Origin of the sequence: Kiloniella laminariae (assembly GCF_027214005.1) — a bacterium.
Classification (GTDB): Bacteria; Pseudomonadota; Alphaproteobacteria; order Kiloniellales; family Kiloniellaceae; genus Kiloniella; species Kiloniella laminariae_A.
The window spans coordinates 94,080-114,715 of the sequence record NZ_JAPWGY010000003.1 but is presented as its reverse complement, the minus strand read 5'-3'; the positions used below and the strand labels follow the sequence as shown (position 1 = coordinate 114,715).

The 20,636-nt window shown below is 49.9% G+C and carries 23 protein-coding genes; 13 read left to right on the top strand and 10 right to left on the bottom strand.

Annotated features, from left to right (window positions below):
* Positions 1 to 44 precede the first annotated feature (44 nt).
* On the top strand, positions 45 to 632 hold the full coding sequence (locus tag O4H49_RS09575; RefSeq protein WP_269423212.1) for a uracil-DNA glycosylase family protein: 588 nt from the start codon (positions 45 to 47) through the stop codon (positions 630 to 632).
* Positions 633 to 649: 17 nt separating this feature from the next.
* On the opposite strand, the gene O4H49_RS09570 is transcribed toward O4H49_RS09575, so the two are convergent.
* Positions 650 to 1,081 carry a metallopeptidase family protein gene (locus O4H49_RS09570; protein ID WP_269423211.1) on the bottom strand — a complete coding sequence of 144 codons (432 nt, stop codon included), beginning with the start codon at positions 1,079 to 1,081 and terminating at the stop codon, positions 650 to 652.
* Positions 1,082 to 1,276: 195 nt separating this feature from the next.
* On the opposite strand from O4H49_RS09570, the gene O4H49_RS09565 reads away from it, so the two are divergent.
* The 3 genes from O4H49_RS09565 to O4H49_RS09555 all read left to right on the top strand — a co-directional run bounded on the left by O4H49_RS09565 (position 1,277) and on the right by O4H49_RS09555 (position 2,872).
* Positions 1,277 to 1,561: a 4a-hydroxytetrahydrobiopterin dehydratase gene (locus O4H49_RS09565; RefSeq protein ID WP_331283753.1), complete on the top strand. Its 285-nt coding sequence runs from the start codon at positions 1,277 to 1,279 to the stop codon at positions 1,559 to 1,561.
* Between the two features lie 63 nt (positions 1,562 to 1,624).
* Positions 1,625 to 2,017, top strand: coding sequence for a YkvA family protein (locus O4H49_RS09560; RefSeq protein WP_269423210.1), 393 nt, complete (start codon positions 1,625 to 1,627; stop codon positions 2,015 to 2,017).
* Positions 2,018 to 2,128: 111 nt separating this feature from the next.
* Positions 2,129 to 2,872, top strand: a complete 744-nt coding sequence (locus tag O4H49_RS09555) for a substrate-binding periplasmic protein (protein WP_269423209.1) — start codon at positions 2,129 to 2,131, stop codon at positions 2,870 to 2,872.
* A 5-nt stretch (positions 2,873 to 2,877) separates the two neighbouring features.
* Here the strand turns inward: O4H49_RS09555 and O4H49_RS09550 are convergent, their stop codons facing one another.
* A complete protein-coding gene (locus O4H49_RS09550) occupies positions 2,878 to 3,819 on the bottom strand; it encodes a DMT family transporter (protein ID WP_269423208.1) in 942 nt (313 codons plus the stop codon).
* A gap of 265 nt (positions 3,820 to 4,084) precedes the next feature.
* On the opposite strand from O4H49_RS09550, the gene O4H49_RS09545 reads away from it, so the two are divergent.
* Positions 4,085 to 4,453 carry a hypothetical protein gene (locus tag O4H49_RS09545; RefSeq protein WP_269423207.1) on the top strand — a complete coding sequence of 123 codons (369 nt, stop codon included), beginning with the start codon at positions 4,085 to 4,087 and terminating at the stop codon, positions 4,451 to 4,453.
* Between the two features lie 78 nt (positions 4,454 to 4,531).
* On the opposite strand, the gene O4H49_RS09540 is transcribed toward O4H49_RS09545, so the two are convergent.
* The 3 genes from O4H49_RS09540 to O4H49_RS09530 are packed head-to-tail and all read right to left on the bottom strand — an operon-like array spanning position 4,532 to position 7,884.
* A complete protein-coding gene (locus O4H49_RS09540; RefSeq protein WP_269423206.1) occupies positions 4,532 to 5,809 on the bottom strand; it encodes a class I SAM-dependent methyltransferase in 1,278 nt (425 codons plus the stop codon).
* Positions 5,806 to 6,813, bottom strand: coding sequence for an NADPH:quinone oxidoreductase family protein (locus O4H49_RS09535; protein ID WP_269423205.1), 1,008 nt, complete (start codon positions 6,811 to 6,813; stop codon positions 5,806 to 5,808). The genes O4H49_RS09540 and O4H49_RS09535 overlap by 4 nt, the downstream gene beginning before the upstream one ends.
* A gap of 18 nt (positions 6,814 to 6,831) precedes the next feature.
* Positions 6,832 to 7,884 carry an asparaginase gene (locus tag O4H49_RS09530; protein WP_269423204.1) on the bottom strand — a complete coding sequence of 351 codons (1,053 nt, stop codon included), beginning with the start codon at positions 7,882 to 7,884 and terminating at the stop codon, positions 6,832 to 6,834.
* A gap of 151 nt (positions 7,885 to 8,035) precedes the next feature.
* On the opposite strand from O4H49_RS09530, the gene O4H49_RS09525 reads away from it, so the two are divergent.
* From O4H49_RS09525 to rlmN, 3 genes are all read left to right on the top strand, one after another.
* Positions 8,036 to 8,590, top strand: coding sequence for an RNA methyltransferase (locus tag O4H49_RS09525; RefSeq protein WP_331283752.1), 555 nt, complete (start codon positions 8,036 to 8,038; stop codon positions 8,588 to 8,590).
* A 185-nt stretch (positions 8,591 to 8,775) separates the two neighbouring features.
* The gene (locus O4H49_RS09520) at positions 8,776 to 9,300 is read left to right on the top strand and encodes an invasion associated locus B family protein (protein WP_269423719.1); all 525 of its coding nucleotides are present in this window, start codon (positions 8,776 to 8,778) and stop codon (positions 9,298 to 9,300) included.
* A gap of 164 nt (positions 9,301 to 9,464) precedes the next feature.
* Positions 9,465 to 10,625 carry a 23S rRNA (adenine(2503)-C(2))-methyltransferase RlmN gene (gene rlmN, locus O4H49_RS09515; RefSeq protein WP_269423203.1) on the top strand — a complete coding sequence of 387 codons (1,161 nt, stop codon included), beginning with the start codon at positions 9,465 to 9,467 and terminating at the stop codon, positions 10,623 to 10,625.
* A 23-nt stretch (positions 10,626 to 10,648) separates the two neighbouring features.
* Here rlmN and O4H49_RS09510 read toward each other — a convergent pair whose 3' ends face one another.
* From O4H49_RS09510 to O4H49_RS09495, 4 genes are all read right to left on the bottom strand, one after another.
* A complete protein-coding gene (locus O4H49_RS09510) occupies positions 10,649 to 11,449 on the bottom strand; it encodes a class I SAM-dependent methyltransferase (protein ID WP_269423202.1) in 801 nt (266 codons plus the stop codon).
* Between the two features lie 78 nt (positions 11,450 to 11,527).
* Positions 11,528 to 12,271, bottom strand: a complete 744-nt coding sequence (locus O4H49_RS09505; protein WP_269423201.1) for a hypothetical protein — start codon at positions 12,269 to 12,271, stop codon at positions 11,528 to 11,530.
* Positions 12,272 to 12,325: 54 nt separating this feature from the next.
* Positions 12,326 to 13,222 carry a LysR family transcriptional regulator ArgP gene (locus tag O4H49_RS09500; protein WP_269423200.1) on the bottom strand — a complete coding sequence of 299 codons (897 nt, stop codon included), beginning with the start codon at positions 13,220 to 13,222 and terminating at the stop codon, positions 12,326 to 12,328.
* 21 nt (positions 13,223 to 13,243) lie between these two features.
* Positions 13,244 to 13,471: a hypothetical protein gene (locus O4H49_RS09495; RefSeq protein ID WP_269423199.1), complete on the bottom strand. Its 228-nt coding sequence runs from the start codon at positions 13,469 to 13,471 to the stop codon at positions 13,244 to 13,246.
* Positions 13,472 to 13,519: 48 nt separating this feature from the next.
* Here O4H49_RS09495 and O4H49_RS09490 point away from each other — a divergent pair, with 48 nt between their 5' ends.
* The 4 genes from O4H49_RS09490 to O4H49_RS09475 all read left to right on the top strand — a co-directional run bounded on the left by O4H49_RS09490 (position 13,520) and on the right by O4H49_RS09475 (position 16,703).
* On the top strand, positions 13,520 to 14,167 hold the full coding sequence (locus O4H49_RS09490; RefSeq protein ID WP_269423198.1) for a glutathione S-transferase family protein: 648 nt from the start codon (positions 13,520 to 13,522) through the stop codon (positions 14,165 to 14,167).
* A gap of 166 nt (positions 14,168 to 14,333) precedes the next feature.
* A complete protein-coding gene (locus O4H49_RS09485; protein WP_269423197.1) occupies positions 14,334 to 15,080 on the top strand; it encodes a hypothetical protein in 747 nt (248 codons plus the stop codon).
* A 136-nt stretch (positions 15,081 to 15,216) separates the two neighbouring features.
* The gene (locus tag O4H49_RS09480) at positions 15,217 to 15,963 is read left to right on the top strand and encodes a hypothetical protein (protein WP_269423196.1); all 747 of its coding nucleotides are present in this window, start codon (positions 15,217 to 15,219) and stop codon (positions 15,961 to 15,963) included.
* Positions 15,964 to 16,079: 116 nt separating this feature from the next.
* A complete protein-coding gene (locus tag O4H49_RS09475; RefSeq protein WP_269423195.1) occupies positions 16,080 to 16,703 on the top strand; it encodes a LysE/ArgO family amino acid transporter in 624 nt (207 codons plus the stop codon).
* A 34-nt stretch (positions 16,704 to 16,737) separates the two neighbouring features.
* On the opposite strand, the gene O4H49_RS09470 is transcribed toward O4H49_RS09475, so the two are convergent.
* Positions 16,738 to 18,885, bottom strand: coding sequence for a methyl-accepting chemotaxis protein (locus tag O4H49_RS09470; protein ID WP_269423194.1), 2,148 nt, complete (start codon positions 18,883 to 18,885; stop codon positions 16,738 to 16,740).
* A 367-nt stretch (positions 18,886 to 19,252) separates the two neighbouring features.
* Between O4H49_RS09470 and O4H49_RS09465 the strand changes: the two genes are divergently transcribed.
* Positions 19,253 to 20,629: an MFS transporter gene (locus tag O4H49_RS09465; RefSeq protein ID WP_269423193.1), complete on the top strand. Its 1,377-nt coding sequence runs from the start codon at positions 19,253 to 19,255 to the stop codon at positions 20,627 to 20,629.
* Positions 20,630 to 20,636: the final 7 nt, after the last annotated feature.

Below are 20,636 nucleotides of genomic sequence, written 5' to 3'. Positions count from 1 at the left end.
CTTCAGTATATCTGTGATTTGATGTTCACCTGGAAGAGGAAATCATGTCCACTGTGGAAGGACTTCTTGAAGAAATCCGTAACTGCAGGCTTTGTGAGAAAGCGTTACCTTTGGGGCCACGACCGGTTATCCGTGCCCGCTCGTCAGCCCGGATTCTGATTATTGGTCAAGCACCCGGAACAAAGGTTCACGAAACAGGTATCCCCTGGAATGATCCTTCGGGGGAACGCCTGAGAGAATGGATGGGACTTGAGGCAGAAACATTCTATGACGAAAATCTTATCGCAATTATGCCGATGGGGTTATGTTATCCTGGCCGTCTCGAGAAAGGCGGGGATGCCCCGCCACGACCGGAATGTGCGCCCCTTTGGCACGAAAAGGTAAAATCATTTTTGCCGGAAATTCGCCTGACTTTGTTGGTGGGGCAATATGCCCAAGGATATTATCTGGGGGCACGCCGACAGAAAGCCCTGACGAAAACGGTACTGTCCTGGCGAGAGTATCTGCCGGATTATCTGGTTACACCACACCCAAGCTGGCGTTCGGCGATCTGGTTGAAAAAAAATCCATGGTTTGAAGAAGAGCTTGTGCCTTATCTTCAGGATCAGGTGCGGTCATTGGTTCGTCAATAAACGAAATGAGCGGAGAATCAGGATAGACTGACGGTCCGGCTTTCCATTCTGTCCATGTCGTCTTCGCTGATGCCAAAGTGATGGCCGATTTCGTGAATCAGGACGTGCATGACAATTTGGCCAAGATCTTCGCCGTTTTCGCACCAGTAATCCAGGAGGGGGCGGCGGAAGAGAAAGACAACATCGTCTTCGGCGGACATGTCTGTCCGAAAGCCGCTGCCGGTTTCGCGGTCAATACCTTGGTAGAGGCCGAGCATTTCAAATGGCGTTTCACAATCCATTGCCTCCATCATGTATTCTGATGGAAATTCGTGGACCTCAATGGTGATCTGGCGTGCAACATCGCGAAGCTCATCGGGAATATGCGCGTAGGCCTCCCGTGCCAGAGCTTCGATGTCGCTGATCTCTGGGGGAGTGGTAAATCGCCCTATATTGTGAACTTGGCCCATTATCTCATTCCGTACTGCAGAGGGTCGCAATAGGCCTAGATTCGAAAGCTGTGTCAATCCCAAACACCCGATCCAGCCTTGCAAGAATCACATATCCATCTGATAGATATTCTATGCTATTGTTTGTAAAAGAACAAATCGGTCTTGTACTGTTTCTGTGGAGTAAATGTGATTATGCCTAAAAGAGAGTTGCCAGTGAAACTAGACGCCCAGCAACGTCAGGAACTGCTTCCATCCCTTGAGGGATGGCAATTGGTGAGCGGACGTGATGCCCTTCGCAAAGAGTTTGTGTTCAAATCTTTTAATCAGGCTTGGGGGTTTATGAACCGGGTTGCGCTTGTTGCTGAAAAAATGGGACATCATCCAGAATGGTTCAATGTTTATAACAAGGTGGATATTGTTCTGACGACACATGATTGTGACGGTTTGTCTCTGCTTGATGTCGAGCTGGCCCGGAAGATGAATATCTTTGCTGGTTAGGCTTGATGCGTATCATCTGCTGCGATGACTTGTAACTTTGGGCAGGGGACACATATCTGGAACATGCGCCTTTTTCAATTCAGAAAACCTGACCCGGTCCGGGCTGATCAGAAACTGCTTTCTTCAGATGAAAAGCTGGTCAAACAAGGCTTTTTAAAAAAGCTGCGGCGGGTAATCGGCAAGATCGCTTTTGCCGAAGACCTTGTTGCCGCTTATTACTGTGCGTTCGATCCAAAAACACCCCTGCGGGTCAAAGCAATTCTGATGGCCGCCCTGGCGTATTTTGTTGTCCCGGCGGACCTGGTGCCTGACTTTCTTCTTGGGTTCGGTTTTACGGATGATCTATCGGTATTGATTGCTGCGATCTCTACGGTGCGCGAACATGTTCGGGTTGAACATTTCCAAAAAGCACAGGCCTTGCTAGAAAAGGAAAGTGATCCCTCTTCCGATAACTGAATTTTGAAAGATAATGCCCGGATTTATGCTGTTTTTTCTGGATTTCTCACCGAATTATCCAAGGAAGCGCTATAGTATCTTTGGTATACAGAGAAATCTGGAGAGCGGCTAATGATCAAGGGTACTTTTCAAAGCCTTACAATCAGCATTGTTTTTATGGTCTGGCTTGTCAGTTCGGCTTTCAGTGCTTCGGCGATGGAGTTCTATACCGAAGACTTTCCTCCCTATAACTATGTTGAAGATGGCGAACTGAAAGGTATCGGACCAAAAATCGTCCGGGATTTGATGGCTGAGATTGGGGAGAGTCCCAATATCACCGTTCTTCCCTGGGTACGTGCTTATAAATATGCTCAGGAACGTAGCAATAGCGCAATTTTCTCTATTGTAAGAACACCAAACAGAGAATCAGAATTTCAGTGGGTTGGCCCGCTTTATACGGTGCGGGTCGGACTTTATGCTGCGGGTGAAAATCGGCAGCTCTATTCCCATGATAATGATGCCAATCTTGCCCAGGCAAAGAAAACCGCCAATATAGCTGTACAGTTGGGCGGGGCCGGGGAAGAACTGTTGACGTCTCTCGGTTTTAAAAACCTGAATCCGGTTCTCAATGTTGAAAAATCGTTGTTTCTTCTGCTGAAGGGGCGTTACGACCTGTTGGAAACCAGCGACGTATTCATGGCCTATGCAATTGAAAAAGAAGGCCTGGCAGTAGAGGCCGCGTCGGAAGCGGTATTGATTGGTCAGTATGATATGTATCTGGCTTTTTCCAACAGCACACCCGCTGCTGTCGTGCAAAAATGGCAGGATGCTCTGGACCGGCTTCGGAAAAGAGCGGTAACTCCCGATTTAAGCTAGTGACTTCAGACTGTGCCTCTTGGAGCGTGGCTGGCAGGACGAAGTGTGTCTCGGGTTGAGAGCTCTGCCTGTGCTCTCCGGCGGATACGGGCTTCGCGGTGGGCAATGTAGATTGCAGAAGCGGCAATGATACCGCCCCCCACCCAGGTCCAGATATCTGGAACTTCTCCGACAGCAAAAAAAGCGATCAAAGCCATAAAGGGCAGGCGGGTATAGTCAAAGGGCATCACCGAAGAGGCATCCGTAATCGCGAGGGCCTTGGTAACCAGCAGGTTAGCTATTGCCCCTAAAAGCCCGACACCTGCCACGGCGAACCAGATTTTCTGGCTGGGCCATTCCCAGACAAAAATTGCCGGGACCAGAGAAAAGAGTGTCATAAAGATTGTGGTGTAAAAAACGGTGACGCTGGGCTTTTCCGTTTGGGTCAGCGTTTTGATCAACAAGACGGATATGGCCATCAGCGCAGCAGCCAGAACGGGTAGCAACATCAGGATACTGACGTCCTGGGTACCGGGGCGGAGAATAACCAATACGCCGACAAAACCAAACGCGGTTGCAATCCAGCGACGCAATTTGACGACTTCTTTCAAAAAGATCACGGCGCCCAATGTCGCAAATAGCGGGACGGTGAAATTCAATGCGACTGCCTGGGCCATCGGCAGGAGACTGATGGATAAAAACCAGACAGCCATGGCGGCGATGCCGTTGAGGGAGCGGATGAAATGCAGCTTGATCCGCTTGGTTTTGAGCTCGCCAATACCAACCCGCAAGAGCCATGGCAGCATAAAAATAAAGGCAAAAAAATTCCGGAAGAAAGTAACTTCCATTACAGGTAATTCTTCGCTCGCCATACGCACAAGCAGGTTCATTATCGAAAAGCCGAATGAGGCAATAACGACAAAGAGTGCCCCACGAAGAGGTGCAGACAGTAATCTTGTGCTGAGCATTGGTGAAGGCAACCATGTGGCGGGAACAGAATACATCCAAGAGTAGATCAGGTCGTTGGACTTGTCATGCCTTAAGCTTCTTCTGCATCTCGCGACTCGATTACAGATTCACTCAATCAAGAGGGCGGTGATTAAAACCAACCAGGGGCGAAATGTAGTAAATACGCCATCAAGTTCAGGTGCTGCGACTTCGGGGAAAAAAGCTGTAACCCTTGTGCAGCCTGCCATTTTTCTGCCTTAAAATCTGAACCAGACATGAACTTTTTTGTTTGCGACAGAAAATGATCCCGAAGGCCGGATTTTAGGCTTTGCTATGTCGGAATTGCATGACGGAGATGAAAATCTGGCATTTGTGGTTCGGAACCACTGCACGTATCTGGAGATCGTACACAACAACTTGGCTGACGGGATCTACTGGACCGAGCCTGTAAGAGGAAAAACGACTATGGCACATGTGTCTCTGTTTGTTGACCGGTCTTCTCCTTTCTACATGGAAAAGGCTCTTTATCTTGTCGCCAACACAGCAGCTGAACTTATTGCTGGGTTTAAAACCAGACGTCGGCAGCGCGCTGTTACAAGAATACTGTCAAGCCTTGATGCACGCATACTGCGGGACATCATGCCTGAGCGCTAAGCGCGACGGGGAAGCCTGGAATAAAGAAAAAGGCGACCTTTGGGTCGCCTTTTTCTTTTGGACTTCCGCCAGGATTGACTACCGGGTCGTGTGTTTCAAGAAGAGATGATTAAGGCTATTGAAAGCCTGATAAAACAGCTTGAACTGGGTCACAAAAACGTTCCACTCGAGCCGCTCATCGAGAATTTTGAGCTCTTCGAAAATCGCTTTCAGATTTTTATGACCATCACAACGCTGGGCAATGGCGGCGGCAAGCCGCGGGAGTTGCAGGGTAATTGGAACACCCTCAAGACTTGTTTTGAGCTGAGGGGATTTTTTCAGGCTAGCGGCGAGCTGCACCGCGTTCATCTCTCTCAGTACCGGAATGACAGATTCTGCTGAGGTTTGTGTTTCTTCCAGCTTTGCGACAGTGTCTTCCTGCCGGGTTACATAGAAAACGTGCATCTTGATATTGCTTGCGATCTTTTCAGCCATGGCGGCCCGGGTCATGCCATCAAGATTTTCTGCAGCGCGGAGTAGAACCGGATCCTTGAGGTAGGTTTCCAGCTGGTAGCGAATGGGCTCGATCAAACCGACAAGATTGAGATCACTTGAAGCAACCAGTTCAACCAGCTGTGGCACGGTATAAGCCCGATCACAGCTGTGAAGCAGCAGATCCACCAACTCGGCATCACTTGCCTTGTGGTCGATAAGAAAAGGATTGCGGCGGAAGTTGTTGCTGGCGGGGAGTTTTTCCAGAAGACGTCTGGTCAGCTTTACTTTGTCAGAAAGTTTTTCTGTCGTTTGAGTCAGTTCCCGCAGCAGGCTTTGAAGAGGGTAAACCCCGTCCCGGCCATATTGGCCGTAAACCATTAGGCCCATGCCTCCATCCTGCTTCAGGACAGAGCACAGGGACTTCAGGCCAGCTTCAGGTTTGTCCAGGTGGTGGAGGACACCGCAGCAGTCTATATAGTCAAAAGGATCAAGCTCCATATGAGGTAAATCGAGTAGGGAGCCGTTCAGAAACTGAATGTTCTGTAGTCCACGGACTTTTGCCCGATCCTCGGCAACTCTGCGTGAGGCGGAAGACAGATCCAGATAGGTCACCTGATTTTTGAAGCCCTTGCCATCCGGACTGGCGTCAGCCAGCTGCTGGGCCAGCATAATGGCTGCATCCCCTGTACCACCACCCGCGACCAAAGCCCGAAAGGGAAGTGAAAAATCCCGCTGCCCGAGGAAAAGGTAGTGGTTAAGCTCAGCCAGATTACTAGGAGAACCTGTGATCAGGCGGTTTTTTTCATCCGCCGGATTGCGTGCAGGGTAGGGATAGGCTTCGTATTGATCCTGTACGGCAGGCTGGAACGAACTCTTGCTCAAGGCTTTGGCTTTCCCTGTATCTCGGTTTGTATCGTGAGGACAATCTTTCCTGTGACGCGTCGTTCCTGGAGCATCTGAAAACCTTCGATTGCCTGTTCCAGGGGAAAGCGCGCAGAAATATGTGGTGTTAACTTACCTTCTTTGTGCCAGTCAAAGAGCTTGGAAAAGGCCGTGGCGACCTGATCAGGGGCATGCTGGAGAAAAGATCCCCAATAAAATCCAAGGCAGGAAACATTCTTGACCAGAAGGTGATTGGCAGGGATCTGTTGAACCCGACCCCCGGCAAAGCCAATGATGATGATCCGTCCGTTCCAGGCGATTGATCGCAAGCTGGCATCAAAGGTGTCGCCGCCAACCGGATCGAAAATGACATCGGCACCTTTCCCGTCCGTCAGTTGCCGGATTCTCTCCTTGATGTCTTCGTGTTTATAATCAATTACCGCATCAGCCCCGGTAGCAAGAGCCAGGGCGAGTTTTTCTTCACCGCTGGCCGTTGCAATTACTTTTGCACCGATCGCTTTTCCGACTTCTATCGCTGCCAGACCAACGCCCCCGGTTGCGCCGTGCACGACCAGGTTTTCGCCAGTTTGAAGAGCTCCCATCAAACGCAGGGCCCCATAAGCCGAGCCATAGGCAATGGGGAAGGCTGCTGCCGTCTCGAAATCCATGCTGTCCGGCAACGGGAAAACATGTTTTCGATCGGCGAGGACAAACTCGGCGAAGGCGCCGTGACTGGTCTGTGACAGTACCCTGTCTCCCGGCTTGAAGTCTGAAACATTCTTGCCGACGGCATCAACAACACCGGCTGCTTCGAACCCCGGGCTAAAGGGCAGGGGCGGTTTTTCCTGATAGCGGTTTTGAATGATCAGATTGTCTGAAAAATTCATCCCTGCTGCGTGAACCGCAATCCTGATCTCCTCATCCCCGGGTAAGGGAAGCTCCTGATCTCCGGAAAGCACGAGGCATTCAGGGCCTCCATACTCTTGGCAAAGTAATGCGCGCATCTTGGCCTCTGTTCCCGGTCAGAAAGGAGCGTTTTGTGCTGCTCTGATCTGGCCGACCTGCAGGCCCGCGCGGTTGAAAATAGGCGGCTCGAGAACTGACTTTAAATTTTCGGCTGTAGCCGGGTCAATAATCTGTAATTTCTTCAGGATCATGCCGATAAGGGTTTCTGCCGAACGGGTGACACCGTCATCGGCCTTTAGGGCAATACCCAGACCAAGTTCAGGGATGATGCCTGTATAGACGCCTTCTGCACCTGTCTTAATCAGGGCCCGGCCTTTGGTTGCTTCGATGATTTTTGTGCAGAAACGGTCTGAACCGGCAATCATGAAAGGTTCAGCCGCGATGGCTTTCGTAATGCGCGCGCAGGCTTCCTGTCTGCTTTCGGGTTGATCCGAAGGGTCAGCAAAACGTGCCATGGCCAGAGCGATGTTGGCAAGGGGAACCCCAATGACCGGAATGCCGCAGCCGTCATGCCCCTGGGGAGCATTGCCCAGATCCAGACCACACATGCTTTCCATTGCGCCGAGTATACGTTGTTGCAGAGGGTGTTCGTACTTGACATAGCCCTTGCTGTTGACAGCCATCTGCTTGCAAACGGTAAGGAAGCCGACATGCTTTCCGGAACAGTTATTGTGAAGGGCGGTTTCAGAACCACCGGATCTGAGCAACTCGATCATGCTCTGTGTGTGATAAGGAAGATGAGACCCACATTCAAGATCATCGGCACTGCAACCAATTTTTTTCAGCCATGCAGCCACGGTGTCGACATGCCTGGGTTGACCATCATGACTGGCGCAGGCAATCGAAATTTCTGCATCTGTCAGATTAAAGGCATCAGCCGCCCCGGTTTCGATCAGCGGCAGGGCCTGGAGGCATTTGATTGCGGAACGTCCATAGGTGACTTTCTCATAATCGCCCCCCGAGAGAACGACCTTGCCATCGCTATCGACCACAGCGTAAGCCGCGCGATGAATACTCTCGACCATATTTCCCCGTGTCACTTCGACCATGACAGGGTTGCTCTGTTCCCCACTGGAGATAATTTTGTTATTTTTATTTTGATCAGACACGTGAAAACTCTTTTTGTTAAGACAGTTGACCCTGTTTTCTGGTTGGAAAACCGATTCAGCCGATGATTCTTTGGTATTGATTCTTTGGCGCTCGCATTATAGGCGGAAAGCAACAAAGATTAACAGAGTTAAGAAGGACCTGGTAAAGACGATGGCAGATAGAACAATGAAGGGATTTTTCGGCATGGGTGTCGAAGGCGGCAGCAAGCCCATGAATCTGGGAAATCTGCTTCGCTCCGCCCATAGTTTTGGCGCTAGCTTCTTTTTTACCGTTGCGCCGAACTATGACAGCCGGAAAGTCAAACAGTCCGATACATCTGATGCGCCCAAAACCCTGCCGCTGTATAACTATGCAACTGTTGACGAAATGGTTTTGCCCAAGGGGGTGAAGCTGGTCGGCGTCGAGTTGACGGATGAATCAATTGAATTGCCCAGTTTTTGTCATCCGCTTCAGGCTGCCTATGTTCTTGGTCCGGAAAAAGGAAGTCTCTCGCCTGAAATGCAGGCCCGCTGTGACTTTATTGTGAAAATTCCTATGAAGTTCTGCGTCAATGTTGGCGTTGCTGGTGCAATTGTGCTCTATGATCGTTTGATCTCGACCGGGAAATTTCCTGCCAGACCTGTCAATCCCCGGGCAAAAATTGTTCCCCTGCCGGAACATTTCCAGGGAGGGCAGTTGCTTCGTACCCGTAAAGACCAGAACTGATTTGTTGGCCCTTACTGAGGCCGGTGCTGAGTTCGGTGCAGATGGTTCTGATAATCTTTATGGTTATCTTTTGGGGCTGCCACAGAATTTCCCTTTTTGTAGCCTAGCCTCGGAACAATCGGACAAAGGCCTGACAATATTGTAGCTTGGGCGTAATTGGGAAAAAGATGAGAAGATTTGTGACTATGTATTCTGCTATCCGTACTACTTTTATGGCGGCTGTTGCTTTTACCGCAATTGCTTTTTCTACTGGCGTACAGGCCCAGGGAGTCAAGGTGATTGCCCAGCACAGGGACTGGACGTCATACAGCTATAATGAGGATGGGCAGAAGGTTTGTTATATGCTTTCAGCCCCCAAAAAAGCAGAGGGAAGCTATTCTAAACGCGGCGATATCTACCTGATGGTATCTCACAGGGTTGCAGATCAGCGTTGGAATGAGGTCAGCATTCAGACTGGGTACACCTTCAAGCCAAAAAGTGATGCGGTTCTGAATGTCGGAAAATCCAGGTTCACCTTTTTTACTGAGGAAGACTGGGCTTGGGCTTATGACATTGCCGATGATGAGAAAATTATCAATGCAATGATCAAGGGTGCAGAACTGATCGTTCATGGGGTTTCTTCCCGGGATACCAAAACAAAAGATACCTATTCTCTCAGTGGTTTTTCAGCAGCTTACCGATCCATTAACCAGGCCTGTGGTAAAAAATAACTCAATATTCGGCAGTTCCAGCCAGGGGCAGAGTCGGCAGGAAAAGGGCTGGTAACGGACAGCCATGCAGGGATTGCAGGGCGAATCCACTTGAATCCTTGCGTGAGTCGCTTTATCTAAACCTCAAATGCAGACCAAGATTCTGCCATGAAGGATGATGAGTCATGACCACAGCAACCCCGGATATCGCAACACGCGGTCATGCAAAGGCCTTTGCCCCGCCTTTGGCACTGGCTGCGGATGGACGAAAAATTCTGGTCGGTCTTTCGCGAGAGCAGCTTGAAGCGGAAGTTCTTGAGCTGGGCGAACCAAAATTCCGGGCGAAACAGCTGTGGCAATGGATTTATAATCATGGTGCCAGTTCATTCGATGTGATGACCTCGCTTGGCAAACCCTTTCGGGCCAAGCTGGAAGAAGCCTATGTGGTCGGGCGGCCAGAAATTGTTGAAGATCTGATTTCGGTTGATGGCACGCGTAAATGGTTGCTGCGTTTTGCTGACGGTAATGAAGTCGAGACCGTCTTTATTCCCGAGGAAGACCGGGGCACGCTTTGCGTATCTTCTCAGGTCGGTTGCACCCTGACCTGCAAGTTCTGTCATACTGGTACTCAGCCTCTGGTGCGCAACCTTTCTCCGAACGAGATCGTATCCCAGATTATCATGGCCCGGGACGCGATGGAGGAATGGCCGAGTTCGGCAGAAGGTCGCCGTGTCACCAACATCGTGATGATGGGGATGGGCGAGCCTCTGTATAACTACGAGAATGTAGCGCAGGCTCTGAAGATTGTAATGGACGGTGAAGGTCTTTCCATTTCCCGTCGCAGGATTACTCTCTCCACATCTGGTGTTGTGCCGGAAATCCGGCGCTGTGGCGCAGAACTGAATGTCAATCTGGCGGTGTCTTTGCATGCGGTCACGGATGAAGTGCGCAGCAAAATCATGCCGATCAATAACAAGTATCCCCTGGCCGAGCTGTTACAAGCCTGCCGTGAGTATCCCGGTGTCAGCAATGCCCGGCGCATTACCTTTGAATATGTGATGCTCAAGGATGTAAATGATTCGCTGGAAGACGCCAAAAACCTGATCAGGATCCTCAAGGGGATTCCGGCCAAGATCAACCTGATCCCTTTCAATCCCTGGCCGGGGTCGTTTTTTGAATGCTCCTCAAAGAACCAGATTCGCCGTTTTTCAGATTACCTGTTTGAGCAGGGAGTTTCCGCACCTGTCCGCACGACACGAGGCGAAGATATTCTTGCTGCCTGTGGTCAGCTTAAATCTGAATCAGAGCGCAAGCGCAAAACCAAAAAACCTTGTGCCGCCGAGTAAGCTTTTGACGGCCTGAATCCTTTTCAGGACTTTTGCATCACCATGGTAAAACCAAGCGGTGGTACGGCTTTCTGGTGTTGCAGGTCCTGACAGAAATTTGAAATATCCCGATCGATTTCCTTGATGTGTTTCAAGGACATGCCGTTATTGATTCCCGCCATCAGAATATCATCCATCTTGTGTTGAAAACTGTAACAGGGTTTGGCGTCGTAATTTTCATGGTTGAAATAATCCAGCCCGTCAGTTTCTTTCCAGGGTTCTGTTCGGAAGTAGGAATAAAGCGGTCTGGAAGTTCCATTTTCGTCAGGTTCGTACATTAAAAGAACCGGGTGCATTTCCTCGACGACGTAGTGGCCTCCGGGTTTAAGCAGGCTGTGAACAACCCGGAAGAAATCTTTAATATCAGGCATCCAGCTCATGACGCCGACGGTGGTGAGCACGATATCAAACTGCCCGGCCAGCTCTTTCGGCAGGTCATAGACATCGCTGGCGATCAGTTGCATGACATCCTGAAGTCCCGCAGCCTCGACCAGTTCTCTGCCCTGCTCGATGAAGGCAGGGGCCGCGTCTACACCAACCGAACTCCGGGCACCCATCTTTTGTACAGCCAGCACATCTTTGCCATTGTTACAGCAGAGCTGGATGATCTTCTTGTTTTTTACCCCAACCAGAGCAAGGCTTTCCTGAAGATAGTCTGCCAGGGGATTGAAATCACGCTGCTGCACGTCCTGCAGCAGCTGTTCCTGGTTGGCAGCGCGATGTTTCGGGGCGGCTTCATCCCATGATTCGCGGTTGGCTTCAGTGTAAAATTTCCTGTTGTCCATTAGACGTCTCTCTATGGTCGCAGCTGTTCTGCAATATTCAAGAAAGATGGTTACGAGAATGAGATCGATTAGATCAACTTAGCTGCCAGGTTGTTTTAATTTTTTCTGGAGATCTTTACTCAAATTCTCGGTCCCTTCCTCCAAAGCTTCCTGCCATTGCTTGGTCGTGATCGCCATCCCTGAAGACTGACCTTCTCCTGTTATGGTTCTTTCTTCGTTTATCAGGGGCCAGTCACCAATAAGTTCAACACGCGCACGATGAGTAGCTGTTACAGACCAGAAACCTGGATTGAACCATGCCCAATATTCTGTGATATCAGCTTCTAAAACAAGGACGTTTTCGTAATCGGACTGTTCGCTGTTAACAATATGATATCCTGATTCTTTTAGCCCGTTTTCTAATGCGGCCTGTACGAGTTGAGAGACAGTCTTTCCTTCGGGTAATACAATGTCACCCAAGGCTATTCCATAGCTGTTGCGTTTTCTGGCAATCGCTCGGGCTTTAACCTCTGGGTTTTCGTAATCTTCTTTGTTTTTCAATGACGGAACTGAAGGTTGCTTCGGGGATATTTCGAAAAGTCGTTTATCCGAAATTTCAAGAATTTTGACGGCGATCCCAGCTGCAGGATTAGCGGTTTCGGCTACTTTAACATCAACTTCTCCCCGTCCTGTAGCGCAGCCAGAAGCCAATACCCCAAGGCTGAGGACTAAGAGCAAATTTCGAAGTTTTACTAACACAGAAGATACCCCTAAAATTTTGATTTCTATAATTTGCGCAGGAAGATAGTTGAAAGTGTGTATAAAACAACCCTGGATACGCATGAATGATAAAAAAGCCGATTTAGGAAGGAATCAATCAGCAAAGGTTTTAAAAATTTAAGCTGATATAATTGGGGTTAAGGATTTCCGAGCAGTCGTTGTTAATGAACGGGTCAATTGTTGCATCAGGCTGGTTTGCAGGTTCCAGACATGCCAGTACAGCGGGACAGGGATTTCGCACTCAGGGTCGATGCTGACGAGTTCCTTGTTTTGCATAAGCTCCTTGCTTTGTTGATCGGGAACAAGCCCATAGGCAAAGCCTTTGACCAGTGCAGAAATAAAGCCATCACAGGCAGGTATAAGGTGGTGGGGGAACCGGGTGACGCCGAATCTTTGTTCGAGATAACGGTGCTGCAGAGGGTCTTTACGGTTAAAGACCGCAACCGGGATATGAGATGCATTTTCCGTGGTCAGGCCATTGGGAGCGTATTTCTCAACAAAGTCCGGTGAAGCCAGGGGGCGATAGATCATTTGCCCAAGCGGAATACAGCGACATCCCTGCACAGCAGAAGAGCTGGCGCTGATACATCCCAGGACCTCACCTGTGCGCAAGAGATGATGTGTTTGTTCCTGATCATCCACCTTGAGATCAAGCAGGATTTTGTTGTCCTGGACAAAGTTCTGGATCGCAGGGAGAAACCAGGTGCCGATCGAGTCTGCATTCAGCCCGATGGTCAGTGTGTTGAATCCCGCTTCGCCACGATCTTTAAGATCGTCATCCAGCTCACTTTCCAACAGAGATACCTGTTTGTAATGCTTGAGCAGGCGTTGCCCGGCAGTGGTCGCAGCAAGAGGAGTGCTGCGGACAACCAGGGTTTGCCCCAGATTGTCTTCCAGCTGGCGCAGACGTTGCGAAACGGCTGACTGGGTAATGAAAAGTCTCTGTGCTGCTTTTTCAAAACTGCCTTCTTCGAGAATGGCGGTCAGTGTTGCCAGCAAACGGTAATCAAGCATGATTATAAAGGTCTCTTATTTTTATAAAAAAACATTAGATACCTGATTTGTGATTGTCATCCCAATTGCGGTTTTACTTTCGGCAAAAAGCCAAAGAGAAAGCCCTTGGTGAGGGTAATCGTGGGGAGTCCTGTCAAAGTTCAGGTATTCTTTGCCAAACCCGTCTTTTATAGAGTGTTGGTCTGGAAAGAGTATGACCGGCTTGCCATAGTTGGCATCAACAAGCTGACAAAGAGCATGAGATTTCATGGCAACGCCCAGAATGATTTCTATTAGATCAGAGGAATTGAGAAGAGCATGAGCAAGCTGAAACTTATCATCGGGAACAAGAATTATTCGTCCTGGTCCTTACGTCCCTGGATCGCACTGAAGGTCAAGGGGGTCGATTTTACAGAAGAGCTTTCGCCGTTTGACTTTGCCGCAGGCAATCCAAAATTTGCCAGTTTTTCCCCCAGCAAAAAGGTTCCGGTGTTACAAGACGGCAAACTTACCGTGTGGGAGTCGCTGGCTATTCTGGAATATCTGGCCGAGCGCTTCCCGGCAGCGGGGCTCTGGCCCGAAGATCAGGCTGACCGCGCCTGGGCACGGTCCATTGCCCATGAAATGCATGGTGGTTTTTCAGCCCTGCGTTCCCAATGTCCTATGAACATGCGGCGGGAGGTCGGCGCGATCCCGATTTCAGAAGCGACAGGCAGAGATGTAAAGCGTATCGTGAATATCTGGCGCGAGTGTCTCGAACATTCCGGTGGCCCCTTCCTCTTCGGCAGTTTTACCAATGCAGACGCCATGTTTGCCCCAGTTGTGAACCGTATCTCCGTTTATGCCCTTAGTGATGATCCTGTTGTGTTGCGTTATTCTGAGGCGATGACTGCGCTGCCGGCATGGCAGGAATGGGAGGCTGCGGGGAAAGCTGAGCCCTGGACTGTCGAGGAAGAGGAAGTCTGAGGAAGGGATCTGGCCTGGGTAGGGGGACGCAGTCAAAAAGAATGATGCGTTTGACACAGCTACAGTGAGAAAAAACAGAATATACTCGCAAAGATTGAGCGTTTTTCTGGAAAATCGGGTTGGTATCAGAAGCGTTTCCTTATCTTTTTTGAAAAGGAAGTAAGCGATGCATATCTTGTTCTTCTTTAAAGGCTGTCTGGTTTTGCTGTTGCTGTCCTTTGGTCTTTTCGGTTGCGGCCGGTTGGAGATTGCGACGGTAACACTGACGCCGACCGAGGTCGGCACACGGCATGTACTGGCAAACGGCAGGTATGGTGTTTGCCATGGGTTGGACCGCCATGGCAGAGGATCAAACTTTCTGTTGAGAGATGTTGATCCCCCTGACCTGACAGATCCTTCGCTGATGATTGTTGGTTACGAAAACTATTTTCTGCAAGGGGCAGATCCCTTTCCTTGCCATCACTGGGCCAGTCATGCCTTTCAAACCATGATGCTGTTTGATGTGGAGAGTACCGGAGCTACCCACATCATGAAGGCGACCCTGTCCTTTGATATTATCAGAGAGCATTACAAGGACGGTTTGTTAAGCAGTCGCTGTGAAGCACCTGTCGCGCGGATACAGGACGACTGGTCTGAAGGTTATTCAAATGCCAGAGGACGCGAAGGGATGGTTCCCTTTTCCCGCACCGAACCAGGGGGAAGATTCAGTTCTGCTGGAATCGGTGACACATCTCCTGATCTTGATGTGACACATATCATTCGCTGGATGCTGCGCGGGGCTAATCGTGGTGTGGTTCTCAACCCCAAAGATGACGAGATCTTGCGTAATGACCAGAATGTATGGTGTGTCAGTACGATAGAGAACCCCAGGCTGGAGCTGGAAATCGTCAGGCCGATTGGCTTTATGCCCTAGAATCTGGTCAAAGCCTTGTCTCAAATAAGATGTCGCCAAGTATGTTATACTCGCGATAGGTGAGTAGTTTTTTATTCTGGAAAAATAGGTTTGGTCTCCGGAACGTTTCCTTTTTCACAAGAGAAGGATGTTACCGATGAATCTCTTTTGTCTTTCAAAACGGCTGTTTATCTCAATTACACTTTTAGCCGGATTATCTGCCTGTAGTCGGCTTGAGATCGCGACTGTGACCCTGACACCGACGGAAGTGGGGACGCGCCATGTCTTTGATAATGGGCGATACGGTGTCTGTTACGGACTTAATCGCCACGGCTCGGGGTCAAGTTTTCTGCTTGGGGATGATCCTCCAGATACTTCTGATCCATCCTTGATGATTGTTGGTTATGAAAATTATTTTGATCCCGGGGCTGATCCTTTCCCCTGCCATCACTGGACCAGCCATGCCTTCCAGACCATGATGCTGTTCGATATCGAGAGCATCGGGGCGACACACATCATGCAGGCGACCCTGTCCTTTGATGTTAACCGGGAGCTGTATCAGGATGGCTTGCCTGATACCCGCTGCCGGGCCCCGGTTGCCCGCGCCCTAAGTGACTGGTCTCCGGGATATTCTATGGCTTACAGGCGAACAGGTATGGTTGACTTCCCCCGTACAGAACCGGCGGGTATCTTTAGTTCTGCTGGTATCAGCGGGTTTTCCCCCAATGCAGATGTGACCCATCTTGTTCGTCGGATGGTCAGGGGAAGCAATCGTGGCTTTGTTCTTAATCCCAAGGATGACGAAATCTTGCAGGATGACCAGAATGTCTGGTGTGTAGGGACAATTTCCAACCCTCGGCTGGTAATGGAGGTGGTCAGGCCGATAGGAACGACAATGGATTGAGTTACAGGATCATTAGTTGAGATAATGCAGCATTATTAATCCAAGCAATACTTATCTTGTGCTGTTGTTTTACAGTGGAATCGGTTTTAAGAAATGCGATTGCCGGGAGAACAGACATGATGAGTGTTATTGCGCCTTTTATAAAGGGAATGGGTATTGGCGCAGGACTTATTATTGCAATAGGCGCACAGAATGCTTACGTCCTGACCCAGGGATTGCGACGGAATAATCAGTTCGTCATTGCCGGAATTTGCGCCTTGGTTGATGCCATTTTGATCACGATCGGCGTTGCTGGCATGGGATTATTGGTGACAACAAATCCAGTGCTGCTTCAGATCACGGCTTGGGCTGGCGCGGCTTTTCTGTTTTTCTACGGCCTGTCCTCTTTCCGGGCTGCTTTGAAACCGGAAGTTCTTGAGGCGCGTCAATCAGCGGGACCCGAGAGCGTTAAAAAAGCAGTTTTGACGACTCTGGCTGTCAGCCTGTTAAACCCACATGTTTATTTAGATACTGTTGTACTCCTTGGCTCTGTCGGAGTGCAGTATCCCGAGGACCTTCGAATTTGGTTCGGTGTCGGGGCTGTGGTTGCTTCTTTCCTGTGGTTTTTTTCACTCAGTCTTGGAGCTCAGTGGCTCGCTCCACTCTTCCGACGTCCTGTGGCTTGGCGTGTGCTCGACATTTTCGTCGGAATTGTCATGTGGTTGATAGCGGGGTCTCTGGTGCTAAAGGCGCTATCCTGAAGACAGCGCTTTTAGCCCACAGTGTCAAATCAAGCTATTTGCGGATACTGGCCAGGAACTGTTCTACATTCCCGGTCAGGAGACTGCTTTCCTGATCGATTTTCTGCACTCCGTCGAGGACCTGTGACATCGACTGGTTGGTTCTGGTCAATGCCGAGGTAACGCCCTGCACCCTTTCGGCAATGACAGAACAGTTGCTGGCACTCTGGTTGACCGTCTGGCTGATCTCCCGGGTGGCACTTCCCTGTTCCTGTACCGCATTGGCAATCCCAGCTGCGATTTCATCGATTTCCTTGATCACAGCATCAATTTGTGCGGCGGCATCAACAGCACTGTGAATTTCACTTTGAATACTGCTGATCAGCGTGCTGATTCCTTCTGTTGCGTTTGTTGTCTGGTTCGAGAGGTTTTTGACCTCGGAAGCAACGACAGCAAAACCTTTCCCGGCATCTCCGGCCCGTGCCGCCTCAATCGTTGCATTCAGGGCAAGCAGATTGGTTTGTTCGGCGATGGTGCTGATCATGCTGATCACGTTTTCGATTTGTTTGGAGCCTTCATTAAGTCGGTTAATGTTGCCGTTCATTGTCGTCGCCCGGGAAACGGCATCGGTTGATATGCGGGTACTTTGCGATACCAGATTGGAGATTGCCGCGATGGATGCCGAAAGCTCCTCTGTTGCGGCAGCAACTGTGGAAATGTCATTGGACATGACATCACTGGCGCTGCTGATTTCCTGGGTTTCTTTCTGTGATTTCTCGGCGAGGCCGTGCATTTCCCGCGCCTGTTCACGCATGATACTGACATTACTCGAGAGGATGCTGATTGACTGACCGACGGAGGCATCAAAGTTATTTGCGAGTTTTTGGGCGCTGGCACGCTTTTCTTCTTCCAGTCTGGTCTGGCTCAGCTCCTGTTGCTGCTTGAGCTCTTCGGCTTCCCGGGAAACATTCCGTAATGCTGCCAGAGCATAACCCATCTTGCTGATTTCATCGTTGCCGTTTCTATTGATGCTGGTTGTCAGGTCCCCATTGGCAATTTCTTCCATAGAGGTAACCAGCCCCATGAGCCGGCGGAGAAGGTTTCTTGCAACATAAAGCCAGCCGATGAGTACAGAAATGACGAGCGAGATAACAGAAATTGAAAGCATCACGATTTCTGTTTGCTTCGAAGTGGCATTATTTGCTTCTGCTGTCAGGGCAATAGCTGTTTCTGAAGTCTGGACCAGATTGCTGATCTGCACGGACAAATCTTCAGCCAATTTTCGTGTTGTCTGCATGATCTGCTCACTCTCTTCCAGAAGTTTCAGTTCTTCCTTTCGAAGCAGGAGTATGTTGTTTTGCAGGTCACCCTTGCTGCCAAGCTGCAGAAGTGATTGAAACATTTCACTGAGTTTTGGAACTTCCTGGTTTTGCGACAACTGGGACAAGGGTGTTGCCATGGCACCAAGTGAGGTTAGAAACGTTTGTTCAATGGCTTCGACCCCAGCAATTGAGTTGCTCTGCCCTCCTTCAGCAAGAAGCCCGACAAGCAGATTTGTTGAACCTTTGAACTCCAGCAAACCCTGCTGCAGAATCATGTGCTGGAGGGGTTCTCCTTCGCCATCAATAATCCCCAACCTGATCTTGATCAGGTGAGGAGCGATTTCTTTTTGGGCTGTTTCCCGAAACTGGGGCAGCTGTGTCTCAAGTTCCTGTCGTCTGGTTGCGAAGTTTTGGCTTTCCTGGCCTAAGTCATTGAGTCGGGTAATTTCAGGGGCAATAGCGGCAAGGCTCTCGCGGATATTCTGGATTGTATCCTGGCTGACATTGAGGGTACTCAAACTGGCAAGATATCCTTCAGCTGCGGACATGGAATCCTGTAGCGTTTGAAAACGTCGATCTCGCTGTTCTGTACCTGTTGCCGAGCGGAGCAATGGAGCAGTAGCGGCAAGGCGGGAGATTTCTTCGGAGAGCTTCAATGCTGAAGTAATTGAAGGGACACTTTCGAGTGTAAGCTGCGCCTGTGCCTGGCTTAAACGGGAAAGATTATACCAGCTGATGAGGCTGCCGATGATGGTCATCGCTGCAACAACACTGAATGCAAGGATCAGTCTCTTCCCGATCCCAAACCTGATAACGGGCTGGGCTTCCTCCTCATTTATCTTGAGGTTTTCGGCAGTCAGCATTGAAGTCTTATCACCCATTCTTAATTGCTCCTTGTCGTGGTTTCGACCGGGGAATTCATTATGATTTTATTGTTAAAACCACGTCTGTTCTTTGATTTTATTGTTGGTTTGATCATTTGGTTAATTTATTTTGGCTGAAGCTTAAGCAGGTAATCGTAAATATTTTGTCAGCAAAATAATATTTCTATTAATTTGTTTGCAGCGCTATCGGGTGGGAGCGGGGGCCCTTTTTTCTGGGGAATCTGATCTTGTTACGAAAAGTGATGCAAAGGGGGTGTGGCCTGTTCTTGACCCTGCTCCAGCGCGAAGATAGCTTCCGATATCGGCAAAAAATTAATAGTGATCTGAACCAGACCGAAAAACAGTGATGGGAAAGTAAGCATAAATGCTCAGTGTGCTGCGTCACCGCATATACAGACATCTTTTTCTTGCACAACTGCTTTCCTTGATCGGAAGCGGCCTGACAACGGTTGCTCTTGGATTGCTCGCCTATGAACTGGCGGGGGCAGATGCTGGGGCAGTTTTGGGAACTGCGCTGGCATTGAAAATGGTTGCCTATGTTGGTGTTGCGCCGCTGGTCGGGGCCTTTGCGGATCGTGTCCCGCGGAAGGCCTTTCTTGTCGGGCTGGACCTTTGCCGTGCCGGCATGATTGTATTTTTGCCTTTTGTCAGTGAGATCTGGCAGATCTATCTTCTGGTTTTTCTGTTTCAGTCATTCTCGGCAGCTTTCACGCCGACCTTTCAGGCCACGATTCCTGATATTCTTCCCGAGGAGGAAGATTACACAAAAGCCCTCTCGCTTTCCCGATTGGCGTATGATCTGGAAGCGCTGCTCAGTCCGCTTTTTGCAAGTATTCTGCTCATATTCATAAGTTTTCACTGGCTGTTTCTGGGAACTGTATTCGGTTTTCTGGCTTCTGCTCTTCTTGTTATTACGGTTGTTTTACCCAGAGCACAGCCCACAGAAGAGGAAAGTTCTTTTTTCCGGCGAGTATCGCGCGGTAGCAGGATCTATCTGGCTACTCCCCGGTTGCGCGGGTTGCTGGCCTTGAGTTTTGCCGTTTCTTCCGCAGGAGTAATGGTCATCGTCAATACGGTGGTTTTTGCCCGAAATACCCTTTCTGGCAGCGAGCAGGATGTGGCTCTTTTTCTGGCCGCTGCTGGACTGGGATCAATGCTTGTTGCCCTTACCCTGCGAAGCTTGCTGGAGAGTTTTCCACCACGATCGGTGATGCTTTGTGGTGCCTTGGTGTTGTTCCTTGCGCTTGTCGCAGCCTCTTTTCAGCCAGGCTATGCTCAGGCTTTGCTGATCTGGGCATTGATCGGAGCAGGCGGTTCGATGGTACAGACACCGGGGGGATTGTTGCTCAAACGCTCTGCCCGGAAAGAGGATTTGCCGGGCATTTTTGCGACCCATTTTGCCCTGTCACATGCCTGCTGGCTGATTACCTATCCGGCGGCGGGTTGGCTGGGCCGGTATCTGGGGCTTGAGCTCACTTTTATGATCATGGCAGGCGGGGTTCTGATCGGTGGAGTGACAGCTCTACTGACCTGGCCGCGAGAGGACAGTGATGTGTTGATGCATGAGCACCCGGAGGTTTCTCATTTACACCTGCATACGCATGACGAACATCATCATCATGAGCATCAGGGGTGGGAGGGACCAGAGCCACATCGGCATCCGCATTACCATGCCCCACATCGCCACGCACACAGTTTTGTGATTGATAGCCACCACCAGATCTGGCCAGACCGAAACTAGAAATATT

Bases quoted from the DNA above. Each gene is read 5' to 3' on its own strand.
- O4H49_RS09465 (WP_269423193.1), top strand. From the start codon at position 19,253: ATGCTCAGTGTGCTGCGTCACCGCATATACAGACATCTTTTTCTTGCA.
- O4H49_RS09490 (WP_269423198.1), top strand. From the start codon at position 13,520: ATGAGCAAGCTGAAACTTATCATCGGGAACAAGAATTATTCGTCCTGG.
- O4H49_RS09470 (WP_269423194.1), bottom strand. From the start codon at position 18,885: ATGGGTGATAAGACTTCAATGCTGACTGCCGAAAACCTCAAGATAAAT.
- O4H49_RS09485 (WP_269423197.1), top strand. From the start codon at position 14,334: ATGCATATCTTGTTCTTCTTTAAAGGCTGTCTGGTTTTGCTGTTGCTG.
- O4H49_RS09480 (WP_269423196.1), top strand. From the start codon at position 15,217: ATGAATCTCTTTTGTCTTTCAAAACGGCTGTTTATCTCAATTACACTT.
- O4H49_RS09575 (WP_269423212.1), top strand. From the start codon at position 45: ATGTCCACTGTGGAAGGACTTCTTGAAGAAATCCGTAACTGCAGGCTT.
- O4H49_RS09475 (WP_269423195.1), top strand. From the start codon at position 16,080: ATGATGAGTGTTATTGCGCCTTTTATAAAGGGAATGGGTATTGGCGCA.
- O4H49_RS09500 (WP_269423200.1), bottom strand. From the start codon at position 13,222: ATGCTTGATTACCGTTTGCTGGCAACACTGACCGCCATTCTCGAAGAA.
- O4H49_RS09495 (WP_269423199.1), bottom strand. From the start codon at position 13,471: ATGAAATCTCATGCTCTTTGTCAGCTTGTTGATGCCAACTATGGCAAG.
- O4H49_RS09570 (WP_269423211.1), bottom strand. From the start codon at position 1,081: ATGGGCCAAGTTCACAATATAGGGCGATTTACCACTCCCCCAGAGATC.
- O4H49_RS09510 (WP_269423202.1), bottom strand. From the start codon at position 11,449: ATGGACAACAGGAAATTTTACACTGAAGCCAACCGCGAATCATGGGAT.
- O4H49_RS09560 (WP_269423210.1), top strand. From the start codon at position 1,625: ATGCGCCTTTTTCAATTCAGAAAACCTGACCCGGTCCGGGCTGATCAG.
- O4H49_RS09550 (WP_269423208.1), bottom strand. From the start codon at position 3,819: ATGCTCAGCACAAGATTACTGTCTGCACCTCTTCGTGGGGCACTCTTT.
- O4H49_RS09555 (WP_269423209.1), top strand. From the start codon at position 2,129: ATGATCAAGGGTACTTTTCAAAGCCTTACAATCAGCATTGTTTTTATG.
- O4H49_RS09520 (WP_269423719.1), top strand. From the start codon at position 8,776: ATGTATTCTGCTATCCGTACTACTTTTATGGCGGCTGTTGCTTTTACC.
- rlmN (WP_269423203.1), top strand. From the start codon at position 9,465: ATGACCACAGCAACCCCGGATATCGCAACACGCGGTCATGCAAAGGCC.
- O4H49_RS09525 (WP_331283752.1), top strand. From the start codon at position 8,036: ATGGCAGATAGAACAATGAAGGGATTTTTCGGCATGGGTGTCGAAGGC.
- O4H49_RS09505 (WP_269423201.1), bottom strand. From the start codon at position 12,271: ATGCGTATCCAGGGTTGTTTTATACACACTTTCAACTATCTTCCTGCG.
- O4H49_RS09535 (WP_269423205.1), bottom strand. From the start codon at position 6,813: ATGCGCGCATTACTTTGCCAAGAGTATGGAGGCCCTGAATGCCTCGTG.